At 63.6% G+C, this 10,120-nt stretch carries 13 protein-coding genes and 1 pseudogene; 6 read left to right on the top strand and 8 right to left on the bottom strand.

Annotation, left to right across the window (positions count from 1 at the left end; genetic code table 11):
- Window positions 1-173: 173 nt before the first annotated feature.
- The 3 genes from AC1DY5_RS28440 to AC1DY5_RS28450 are packed head-to-tail and all read right to left on the bottom strand — an operon-like array spanning window position 174 to window position 2,726.
- Window positions 174-554 carry a VOC family protein gene (locus tag AC1DY5_RS28440; protein ID WP_478116829.1) on the bottom strand — a complete coding sequence of 127 codons (381 nt, stop codon included), beginning with the start codon at window positions 552-554 and terminating at the stop codon, window positions 174-176.
- Window positions 551-1,549: a hydroxymethylglutaryl-CoA lyase gene (locus tag AC1DY5_RS28445; protein WP_478116831.1), complete on the bottom strand. Its 999-nt coding sequence runs from the start codon at window positions 1,547-1,549 to the stop codon at window positions 551-553. Before AC1DY5_RS28445 ends, AC1DY5_RS28440 begins: the two co-directional genes overlap by 4 nt.
- A 19-nt stretch (window positions 1,550-1,568) precedes the next feature.
- On the bottom strand, window positions 1,569-2,726 hold the full coding sequence (locus AC1DY5_RS28450) for a CaiB/BaiF CoA transferase family protein (RefSeq protein WP_478116833.1): 1,158 nt from the start codon (window positions 2,724-2,726) through the stop codon (window positions 1,569-1,571).
- A 155-nt stretch (window positions 2,727-2,881) separates the two neighbouring features.
- Between AC1DY5_RS28450 and AC1DY5_RS28455 the strand changes: the two genes are divergently transcribed.
- Window positions 2,882-3,754, top strand: a complete 873-nt coding sequence (locus tag AC1DY5_RS28455; RefSeq protein WP_478116835.1) for a LysR family transcriptional regulator — start codon at window positions 2,882-2,884, stop codon at window positions 3,752-3,754.
- 65 nt (window positions 3,755-3,819) lie between these two features.
- Here AC1DY5_RS28455 and AC1DY5_RS28460 read toward each other — a convergent pair whose 3' ends face one another.
- The 4 genes from AC1DY5_RS28460 to AC1DY5_RS28475 all read right to left on the bottom strand — a co-directional run bounded on the left by AC1DY5_RS28460 (window position 3,820) and on the right by AC1DY5_RS28475 (window position 6,841).
- Window positions 3,820-4,182 (bottom strand): biotin/lipoyl-containing protein, encoded by a 363-nt coding sequence (locus AC1DY5_RS28460; RefSeq protein WP_478116837.1) that lies wholly within the window; start codon window positions 4,180-4,182, stop codon window positions 3,820-3,822.
- 223 nt (window positions 4,183-4,405) lie between these two features.
- Window positions 4,406-5,044 (bottom strand): 4-carboxy-4-hydroxy-2-oxoadipate aldolase/oxaloacetate decarboxylase, encoded by a 639-nt coding sequence (locus tag AC1DY5_RS28465; protein WP_478116839.1) that lies wholly within the window; start codon window positions 5,042-5,044, stop codon window positions 4,406-4,408.
- Window positions 5,045-5,128: 84 nt separating this feature from the next.
- Entirely contained in the window at window positions 5,129-6,112 is a 984-nt protein-coding gene (locus AC1DY5_RS28470; RefSeq protein ID WP_478116841.1) for a Bug family tripartite tricarboxylate transporter substrate binding protein, read from the bottom strand.
- Between the two features lie 45 nt (window positions 6,113-6,157).
- Window positions 6,158-6,841: an RraA family protein gene (locus AC1DY5_RS28475; protein ID WP_478116843.1), complete on the bottom strand. Its 684-nt coding sequence runs from the start codon at window positions 6,839-6,841 to the stop codon at window positions 6,158-6,160.
- A gap of 94 nt (window positions 6,842-6,935) precedes the next feature.
- On the opposite strand from AC1DY5_RS28475, the gene AC1DY5_RS28480 reads away from it, so the two are divergent.
- A complete protein-coding gene (locus tag AC1DY5_RS28480) occupies window positions 6,936-7,832 on the top strand; it encodes a LysR family transcriptional regulator (RefSeq protein ID WP_478116845.1) in 897 nt (298 codons plus the stop codon).
- A gap of 150 nt (window positions 7,833-7,982) precedes the next feature.
- A complete protein-coding gene (locus tag AC1DY5_RS28485) occupies window positions 7,983-8,309 on the top strand; it encodes a hypothetical protein (protein WP_478116847.1) in 327 nt (108 codons plus the stop codon).
- A 278-nt stretch (window positions 8,310-8,587) separates the two neighbouring features.
- Here the strand turns inward: AC1DY5_RS28485 and AC1DY5_RS28490 are convergent, their stop codons facing one another.
- Window positions 8,588-8,956, bottom strand: coding sequence for an SDR family oxidoreductase (locus AC1DY5_RS28490; RefSeq protein ID WP_478116853.1), 369 nt, complete (start codon window positions 8,954-8,956; stop codon window positions 8,588-8,590).
- On the opposite strand from AC1DY5_RS28490, the pseudogene AC1DY5_RS28495 reads away from it, so the two are divergent.
- The 3 genes and pseudogenes from AC1DY5_RS28495 to AC1DY5_RS28505 all read left to right on the top strand — a co-directional run.
- Window positions 8,921-9,235: pseudogene (locus tag AC1DY5_RS28495) on the top strand (terminase large subunit); the annotation flags it as partial. The gene AC1DY5_RS28490 and the pseudogene AC1DY5_RS28495 sit on opposite strands and share 36 nt — an antisense overlap.
- A 65-nt stretch (window positions 9,236-9,300) precedes the next feature.
- On the top strand, window positions 9,301-9,654 hold the full coding sequence (locus AC1DY5_RS28500; protein WP_478116849.1) for a terminase TerL endonuclease subunit: 354 nt from the start codon (window positions 9,301-9,303) through the stop codon (window positions 9,652-9,654).
- Between the two features lie 176 nt (window positions 9,655-9,830).
- Window positions 9,831-10,120, top strand: a 290-nt coding sequence (locus AC1DY5_RS28505; protein ID WP_478116851.1) for a hypothetical protein, incomplete at its 3' end; no start/stop codon positions are given.

Here is a 10,120-nt window from a genome sequence, read left to right on the forward strand (position 1 = left end):
CCGAAGCAGCGGGCCGTCAAGCCGAACCTTGTTGGTGATGACCACCGTGGCGTCTTCGATGCGTTCGGCCACCTGGTCTGGCGCGCTCGATGCGAAGGGGCGGTAGTCGACATCCAGGTTGGGGTCGAACCGGAGGTCCTGCGGCAAGGTCGCAGCGTCGAGGAACACGACCTTCATGCCACCACCTCGGAGATCTCGATGAGATTGAGGTCCGGATCCCGCAGGTACACGGAACGGATGCGCGCGACGGCACCCGTGCGCATCACCGGTCCCTCCACGATCCTCAGTCCCTTCAGCTTCAGCTCGGCAATCACCTCGTCCAGCGGCTTGCTGGCGATGAAGCATAGGTCCAGCGCCCCGGGCACGGGGGTGTGGGCCTTCGGCTCGAACTCCTTGCCCTTGATGTGCAGGTTGATCTTCTGGTTGCCGAAGCGGAACGCCTTGCGTCCATCGCCGAAAGCCTCGAGCGACATGCCGAGCCCGTCGACGTAGAAGGCGACGCAGGCCTGCTCGTCCGTGGTGGTGAGCACCAGGTGGTCCAAATGGTCTATCACGCCAGCTTCTCCTTGGTGTTGTGCTTCGCGCTGTCCTTCGCCGCCGCGCGGACAACGATCTCGGCGAAGTCGGACGGCGGTTGGTGGCGCGTCAGCCGATGGCCGGCGCGGGGCAGCTGGCTCGGCAGGTCGTGCAGCACCAGCTGTTCCAGTTGCGCCGTGGCGCCGATCAAGCCCTCCAGGTCCATGCCGGTGTCGTAGCCCATGCACTGCAGCATGTGGACGACATCCTCAGTTGCCACGTTGCCGGTGGCGCCAGGCGCATAGGGACATCCACCGATGCCGCCGAGCGACATGTCGAAACGCCGGATGCCGGATTCGGCCGCCGCCACGCTGTTGACCAGCCCCATCGCGCGGGTGTTGTGGAAGTGCGCCGTGAACTCCAGTCCGGGTTGGCGTTCCATGGCCGCGCGGCAGAGTTCCTGCACCTGCGTGGGGTATGCCATGCCCGTGGTGTCGCACAGCGTGATGCCCTTGACGTTGAGTTCCGCGAACCGGTCGATCCATCCGAGCACGGTGTCCTGCGGAACCTCCCCTTCCATCGGGCAGCCGAAGACGCACGAGAGCGACACGTTAACGGGCACCTTCGCCTGCCGTGCCAATGCGATGACTTCGACAAGCTGTGCGAACGACTGCTCGCGCGTCATCCGCAGGTTGCTCAGGTTGTGCGTTTCGCTGGTCGACATGACGACGTTGAACTCGTCGATCCCCACGTCGAGGGCGCGTTCTGCGCCGCGCAGGTTGGGCACGAGTGCGGTGTAGACCACGCCGGATCGGCGCGCGATGCGGCCCATGACTTCCTCGCCATCGCGCAGCGCCGGTATGGCCTTGGGCGACGTGAATGATGTCACTTCGATCTTGACGTAGCCCAGGGTGCTCAGCCGGTCGATGAGCGCCACCTTGTCGTCGGTGGGTATGAAGTGCGACTCCATCTGGAAGCCGTCCCGCGTGGCGACCTCGTTGATGAACAGCCGTTGGTTGTTTCCGTCCTTCATCGAAAGCTTCTCCTTGAATTCAGGCCGAACGGGCGGGCCAGCCGCCCCGTTGAAGATCCTCGGTGTGTTGCCCGAGTCGTGGCGCGGCATGGGCGATGCTGCCAGGCGTCGCACTGAGCTTGGGGACCACGCCCGGCACCTTCAGCGTGCGCCCGTCGGAGGTCAGCGACTCGACGATCATTTCGCGGGCAAGGTACTGCGGGTCCGCGGCGATGTCGGCCACGGAATAGATGCGCCCCACCGGCACACCGACGCCATCGAGCACGGCCAGGACGTCTTCGCGACTGCGTCGTCTCGTCCACGCCTCGATGGCCGCGTCGATCTCCTCGACGCGACGCACGCGGCCGTCGTTGTGAGCAAGGTCCGCATCCGTCTCGAGGTCTTCGCGGCCGATGGCGCGCATGAGGCGGCGGAAGATGCTGTCGCCGTTGCCGGCCACCAGCACGTACTGGGCGTCGTTGCAACAGTACGCATTGGTCGGCGCAATGCCGGRCAACGCGCTGCCCGCCCGCTCGCGCACCGCGTCAAAGGCGTCGTATTCGGGCACCAGGCTTTCCATGACATTGAACACCGACTCGTACAGTGCGACGTCGATGAACTGCCCCTCCCCGCCATGCGCCGTGCGATGGTGCAATGCGGTAAGAACGCCGATCACGCCATGCAGGGCCGCCAGCGTGTCGCCGATCGACACGCCCACGCGTACGGGCACGCGGCCCGGCTCGCCGGTGAGATGACGCAAGCCGCCCATCGCCTCCCCCAGGACGCCGAATCCGGGCTTGTCCCGGTAGGGTCCCGTCTGTCCGTACCCCGAGATGCGCAGCATGATGAGGCCGGGATTCAGCGCGTGAAGCTGATCCCATCCGAGGCCCCAGCCTTCCAGGGTTCCGGGCTTGAAGTTTTCGATCAGGACGTCCGCCTCGAGCGCAAGGGCCCTGACGGCCTCCTGTCCTTCGGGCGTGCGCAGGTCCAGGCACACCGAGCGCTTGTTGCGCGACTGGACCTCCCACCACACCGACGTGCCGTCACGCAGCAGCCGCCACTTGCGCAGCGGATCGCCGACGCCGGCAGGTTCGACCTTGATGACGTCCGCCCCGAACTCGGCGAGTGTCTTGCCGGCGAACGGGCCGGCGATCAATTGTCCCAGTTCGAGGACCTTGAGGCCTTGTAGCGCTTTCATGTCTCCATCTCTTTCCAAGCTGCAGAGCCGTGAATCTAAAGTTGGAAAGCGCCGGGGAGGAATTGCCTTCTCGGCATGTATCCTTCGCATTTCGCGAAGCTCATGGAAACCCTGACACTGTGAAGAACGTCATCAATCCGGCGCGAGTCGATTTCGTGACGCTGCGGCTGTTCTGCGCCGTGGTACAAAGCGGCAGCATCACCAAGGGCGCCGCGCAATGCCATCTTGCGTTGTCGGCGGCAAGCCGGCGCTTGAGCGACTTCGAGGCGACCGTGGGCGTGCAACTGCTGGAGCGAAGCGTGCAAGGCGTAACGGTCACGCCCGCAGGTCACGCTGCGGCCCAGCATGCGATGCGTCTGTTTCAGGGCTTCGAGCTGTTCAGCTCGGAGCTGACGGACTATTCCGAGGGATACCGCGGCCACGTGCGGCTCTGGGCCAACATGTCCGCGCTGACCGAGTTCCTTCCTCCCGTCCTGTCGAACTTCATGGCGCTTCAGCCAGGCATTCGCGTGGACATCGAGGAGCAATTGAGCGGCGACATCGTCCGCGCGCTGCTCGACGGCCTGGCGGACCTCGGCGTGTTTGCCGAAGGAACGCCGGCAACGGGCCTCACGCTCGCACCGTTTCGCAGCGACGAATTGGTCCTGCTCTGCTCCCGATCACATCCACTCGGAAAGCTCAGAAAGATCGCCTTCRCAGAGTGCCTGGAACACGATTTCGTCGGATTGAACCGGGGCAGTTCCTTGCTCGAACTCACTTCCCGCGCTGCCGCTGACGCGGGGCGCCCACTGCGACTGCGCGTGCAGGTGCGCAGCTTCGACGCGATGTGCCAGATGATCGCCGCCAAGCTGGGGGTGGGTGTGCTTCCGCTGGCTGCGTGCCAGCAATTTCTCAGCGCGCGCGGGCTGAAGGCGGTGCGATTGACCGACGCATGGGCTCATCGGCAGCTGGTGCTGGGCTACAGCGCCGAGCGGCCGCTCTCTACCGCCGCGCAAATGATGGTGGAGCATCTGCGCCCCGCAGGCTGAAACTCCAGCAATGTCGATAGTCGACGTTCGCGCCCGGGACGCCCGCTGGGGCGACAACGCAGGGCTCACGACATCCAGACGATCAGCAAGTCCTTGGCCTGAACCCGGTCACCGGGCTTGACCAGCACACGTTCGATGACGCCCTCCCGTTCAGCGCCGATGTGCGATTCCATCTTCATGGCGTCCAGCGACAGCAGCGTGCTGCCCGCATGAACGGTCTGGCCGGCCGTGACGGCCAACGTCACGATGGCGCCAGGCATCGGCGCCCCCACATGGAGCGGATTGCCGGGTTCGGCGATCTCGAGCTGCATCGCCGCGCTCAACGCCCCGGCGCGAGCCGTGATGACGGTGCGCGACTGGCCGTTGAGTTCGAACTGCACCTTGGCCGCGCAGGCGGCCTCGTCGTCGTGGATGCTCTGCAGGCTCACCAGCAGCGTCTTGCCAGGGGTCGATCTCGAGCGCGACTTCGTCCCGCAGCCGCAAGCCGTAGAAGAAAGTCGGCGTCTGGACGACTAACGATCTCAAAGAACTGCAGGTTCGACGCCACCACGCGGATGCGGAACTCGCGCAGCGCGTGATGCCTCCAAAAAATGCGGCGGTTCGACAAGGTGCCCTGACATACAGCCGGTCTGCCGGAACGAATCGATACGATCACTCCAGGCCGAGGCTGCGCAGCCTGTCCGTGAGCCCGAGCAGATCCGCCGTGGTCGCGCCCTCCTCGATGGCCTTGCGCTGCATGGCTTCCTTGTCTTCCCGCGCGAGGCTGCTGGCGATCGCCGATTCCACTTCGTCGCGCGGCACCACTGCCAGCCCGTCACGATCGCCAACGATGATGTCGCCGGGGTGAATCAGCACGTCGCCGATGGTGACCGGCACATTGACCTTGCCCGGCTGGTTCTTGCCCGTGCCCTTGATCGACAGCCCGCGRCAAAACACCGGAAAGCCGAGGTCGATGATGAGGTTGGCGTCACGCACGCACCCGTTGATCACGAGCCCGGCGATGCCGAGCTTCCTTGCCTGGATCGTGAGCACGTCGCCCCAGGGGCCTGCCTCCATGAAACCCTTGGCATCGACGACGAGCACGTCGCCCGGCTTCGCCTTCTGCACCGCGTAGTGCAGCATCAGGTTGTCCGCCGGTCGGCAGTCCACCGTGTACGCGGGGCCGGCGAGACGCACTGTCGGATCGATGGGCTTCATGCCCTGGTCGAGCGCGCCCTTGGCGCCTTGCGCCTCGTAGACGGTCGCTGCGCCGAGGTCGCGCAGTTGGGTGACTTGTTCGGATGTAGCCAAGCGAATCTCCAGAGAAGGAAAAGATGGACCCGCTCGTCCGATGCGCATGTCGCAGCGGCGAACAGGCGCCGAGTTGAGGGACGTTCAGTCGACCTTCGCGCCCGAGCGCTTCACGAGCGATTCCCAGTAAGGAAGCTCCTTGGCGATGAACTGGTTGAACTGCTCGGAAGTGCCGGCGACGTCGCGCGATCCCATGTCGGCAAGGCTCTTCGACACCTCGGGGCTCTTGAGCACCTTGACGAGATCGCGATTCAAGCGCTCGGTCAGCGCAGGCGGCGTCTTGGCGGGCGCGAAGATCCCATACCAGTTCTCCACCACGAAGTTGCCATAGCCGAGTTCCTTCATCGTGGGGACGTCGGGGAGGTTCTTCGAGCGCGCGCTGCCGGTCGTCGCCAGCGCCCGGATGCGCCCGCCGCCGCTCAGCTGCGATGCGATCGCCGTGGTCGTCTCGAACGCTACAGGCACTTGTCCTGCAATCACGTCCTGCAGCGCTGGACCCTGCCCACGGTAGGGAATGTGGGTCATGTCCAGCTTCAATTCGAGCTTGAGCATTTCTCCCATCAGGTGTTGCGGGCTGCCGCTGCCACCCGAGGCGAAGCTGTATTTGCCCGGCGCAGCCTTGATTGCCGAACTGAGCTGGTCGACCGTTTTCGCGGATTCGGCGGCATTCACGTAGAGCACCAATGGCACGGAGGCGACCTCGACGATTGGCGCGAGCGATTTCACCGGGTCGAGACGCAACTTGTAGAGGTTGCGGTTGATGACGATCCCGGTGTTGTTGCCCAGCAGCAGCGTGCAACCGTCGGGCGCAGCGCCTGAGACGAACTCGGTGCCGATATTGCTGCTGGCGCCGCCCTTGTTGTCCACGATGACCGTGGCGCCGAGTTCTTTTGCCAGGCCGGGCGCGACCAGGCGCGCAAGGATGTCTGTCGTGCCACCCGGCGGATAGGGCGAGACGATTTTCACGACCTTGCAGGGATAGTCGGCTTGCGCCAGGGCCCCGCAAGCGACGGCGGCCATCGCCAGGCCCGATGCGGCTGCGCGGAAGTGCTTGAAAGTTCTGTTCATATGGTTGTCTCCGGTTTGTTTGACGATTCGCGTGGGTGCTGCTGCTCAGGCCGCGAGCGTCGTCGCCGACCGCTGCAGCGTGTGATAGCCATACTTTTTCCGGGCCTCGACCAATGGCATGCCACCCAGCGCAGCTTCCAGGATTTGCGCCTCGACAATGCGCGTTTCCAGTGCCTTGGTCAGCACTTCCTGCATGCGCAGACGAGGCACCACCACGACCCCGTCGGCGTCGCCGATCACGAGGTCGCCCTGGCACACCCGCACATCGCCCAGCATCACCGGTTGCTCATACCCCTCGACCTGGACGCGGTCCTTGCCGGTACGCATGAACTTGCCGCAGGCGTAAAGCGCGTAACCCGCCTCGTCGGCCTCTGCCGTGTCGCGGCACACGCCGTTGACCACGGTGCCACCGATGCGTTTCTGCGCGGCCAGTTGGCTCAGGATGCCACCCCAGACGGTGCAGTCGAGCCTGCCTCCGTTGTCCAATACCACGACGCTGCCGGGCACAAGACGATCGATGAAATCTCCCACAGTGCCTGGTTGAAACCGGTCGATCGCAGCGAAGCGGACCGTGAAGGCTTCGCCGAAAAGCTTGGCCGGCCCTGCGACCGATCGGATGCCCAAAGCGCTGCCGGGCAAATTGAAGAAGTCGAGCGCGTCGGAGACCTCTGCGGTCGACAACGATCTGCTTTCTGAGAGCCATCGTGGCTCGTTCAAAGCGGAAGTCATGTCCATCTCCTAGGTTGGGAATCAACAAGCCCGATGCTCAATTAATGGAAGTCGTTACACAACCAACGTTTTTTGGCGCCTAAGATCAATATTTATGAACTTGAAATCAATGCGCTACTTTTGCGAGGTCGTCGACGCCCAAAGCGCGACCCTTGCCGCAACCAGGCTGCACGTCGTGCCCGCGGCAGTGAGCACGCAGATCGCCCAGATGGAGAACCTGCTTGGAGGCAAGCTGTTCGACCGCTCCACGCGCCCGATGAAGCTCACGCCGCTAGGGCGGTTTCTTTATCCAAAGGCGAAGCTGCTGCTGTCCGACTCGCAGCGCATGGTCGCCGAAGCCAAGGACCTGGCGCTGGGCCGGTCGGGATGGCTGAGCATTGGCTTCACCCGCTCGACCATCTTCTCTGTGCTACCGAATGCCGTGTGCAGCATGAGTGCCAACGCCCCAAAAGTGCGAATCGACCTGACCGAGATCCTCACGGAACACCAGGGCGAAGCGTTGCGCAGCGGATTGATCCACGTCGGCCTGGCCCGCACCATCGGTCCCTTCAGCATCGAAGACGACCTGAAGTGCGTGCCGCTATTCACGGATCCGCTGCTGGTGGCGCTGCCATCGGTGAGCCCGCTGGCTCGCCGAAAGATGCTGAACCCGAAGGATCTTGGCGAGATGTCCTTCATAAGCTACCCCAAAGATCCCAACAGCAGCTTTGCGAGGCACACCATCCAGGCGCTGGAGCAGGCCGGCGTCGACCCGCGCGTGGCCTACGAAGCCAAGGAGATCCATACGGCGCTTTGCCTGGTGGCCGCCGGGCTGGGCTTTGCGCTGGTCGGCAAGTCGGTGGCGGACAACAACCGAAGAGACGTACGGTTCCTTCCCCTCAGGGGGCTCAAGACGACCGCGAACGTTTTCGCGGTTCACCTGAAGGACGCCAAGCATCAGCTTGTCGAGGCATTTCTAGAGATCTTGCTGCTGCAGTCCATGGCACGGTAGCGGCCGGCCATCCGGGCGGCAAACGCGCCCGTGATCTACCATGGAAATAGCGCCACCCACATCGACGACCTGCGCCGGCCCCAAATAAGGTGGGTACTCTAATCTCGAGCTTGACGGTGCCACCCCTCGATGGCAATGTTGCACTGCAGCATGAACGCAACCGCCCTCACCCCCACCATGCGATTGCGCCTCGAAGATCTTGGGGCGGAGATCGCCCACGCCCGCAAGCAAGCTGATCTGGCGCAACTGGCAGCCCTTTGCTATTGCGAGGTTCGTCCGTGGGCCCGGTGCGCGGGTGAAAAGCAGGTAGCCGATCTCGCATGGGGTCTCTGTATTCAAGCGCCGCCACTGAATAGGGCCGCCTTCCTTGGTCAAATTGATCGCTTGATTGCGGAGCTCGAGGAGTCATGCATGCGGGCCGGAATCGGTCCGGTTGCGGCAACGCTTCGCTCTGCACGAAACCCATCGCAGAACTGAGCAACGGGGAGATCCCTGCCCCCATCATCTCCGCGCAACGAGCAAACTGCCGGACCGCATCCGCGATCGACGCAGTGGGTTGCATTGTTCCCATGACCCAAAACCACGGCATGTTCGCCAGCTCGCCTTCCCGCCTCCGCATGCCTTCCTGGCTGGGTCCTCGCGTCGAAAAGGCCTTCTTTCCGACGATCGGTGCTGCCGTCAACGACTTGAGTGAAGAGGCTGCGGCAGACAATCTCGTGTGACAAGTGGAAGTTCTCGTTGCACGGGCAGGAATGCTAAAGGACCATGCCGCCGTTCGGGCTGAGCGTCTGCCCGACCATGTAGTGCTCGTCCGACGCGAGGTAGACCGCCAGCGAGGCGTACTCCTTCGGCTTGCCCAGGCGTCCGAGCGGAATCAGTTGATGCAGGCCGTTTCGGGTTTCCTCGGATGTTGTCGCGAGGTAATTCTCCATCGGCGGGGTCAGGATGCCGCCCGCAGCGATGGCATTGACGAAGATGTTGGCACCGGCGACTTCGATCGCGACCGAACGCGTGAAGGCGAGCACGGCGCCCTTGGTCGCGCAGTAGGACGGATGGAAGGCGCTGTGCAGGCGCAGCGTATGCCGAGCATGGAGAACACCGCGCGCAACCTGCTGCTGAATCAGCGTGTTTCGACCGAATCGCCCTTCATCTCGCCGGACGTGTGGAAGGCATGCGGCGGCCCGGTGCTGCCCTTCGACGGGCCGGTGTACTGTGGCTTAGACCTCTCCGCACGCACCGACCTGACCGCGCTCGTGATCGTCGGGAAAGCGGGCGATGCGTGGCATGTCCTGCCGCACTTGTGGACGCCCGAGCAGGGTTTGATCGACCGCGCCAAGCGCGACCGCGCACCCTATGACGTGTGGGCGCGCCAGGGCCTGCTGCACACCACGCCCGGCGCCACGGTGGACTATGAGCACGTCGCGCAAGACATGCTTGCGATCCTCGCCGGCCTGGACGTGCAGGCGCCTTGGCCTATGACCGCTGGCGCATCGCGTTGCTGCAGAAAGAACTGGACAAGCTCGGCGCCGAACTGCCGCTGGTCGAATGGGGCCAAGGCTACAAGGACATGGCACCGGCGCTCGACGCGCTGGAGGCCGAGCTACTCAACGGCCGCTTGGCCCATGGCATGCATCCGGTGCTCGCGATGTGCGCCGCCAATGCTGTGGTCACGAAAGACCCGACCGGCGCTCGCAAGCTCGACAAAAGCCGCGCCACGGGCCGCATTGACGGCATGCAGGCGCTCGACATGGCGATGGGCGTCGCAGCGCGTACCGAAGAAATCGGGAGCCTCTACGAAACCGGCGCTTTCATTTTCGTCTAACCCTCGCCAGCGGGGCGCGCAAGTGGATAGCGCTGGACGCGGATTTCTCGGGCAGCGTTCTTGGCATTGACTTGGCTCGAAACCGTGCTCATGCTGGTCTTTGGTGGAAGTCAATTGTTTCAGTGATGGCGATGTCGAACCGCCGGTTCGTGTGGCGCACTGAGAGGAACTGCACTATGTCTAGATCTGGCTCGAGAGCATTAGCCGCTGCGATTGCCTTTCTAACATTTGAGGCACAAGGCATTCGACTTGTAGACATCTTCTGGATGCCTTCATCCTTTGAGGATTCAGAGACTGTTGCGATCTACTATCAGTTGCTGCCTCAGATCGACATACCAAACGGCAAGGTTAGTCTTTCTGTCACCAGTGGTGGCACTACGATCTATCACGCCGAGAGGACGCAGGGATTCCCTCGTGGCGTGCGCACTGGAGTGGAATTTCCCGCTATCCCGGCCTTGGGTTCCAA

Source organism: Variovorax sp. P4_D9 (assembly GCF_056401695.1).

Bases quoted from the DNA above. Each gene is read 5' to 3' on its own strand.
- AC1DY5_RS28445 (WP_478116831.1), bottom strand. From the start codon at position 1,549: ATGAAGGACGGAAACAACCAACGGCTGTTCATCAACGAGGTCGCCACG.
- AC1DY5_RS28470 (WP_478116841.1), bottom strand. From the start codon at position 6,112: ATGAACAGAACTTTCAAGCACTTCCGCGCAGCCGCATCGGGCCTGGCG.
- AC1DY5_RS28475 (WP_478116843.1), bottom strand. From the start codon at position 6,841: ATGACTTCCGCTTTGAACGAGCCACGATGGCTCTCAGAAAGCAGATCG.
- AC1DY5_RS28480 (WP_478116845.1), top strand. From the start codon at position 6,936: ATGAACTTGAAATCAATGCGCTACTTTTGCGAGGTCGTCGACGCCCAA.
- AC1DY5_RS28485 (WP_478116847.1), top strand. From the start codon at position 7,983: ATGAACGCAACCGCCCTCACCCCCACCATGCGATTGCGCCTCGAAGAT.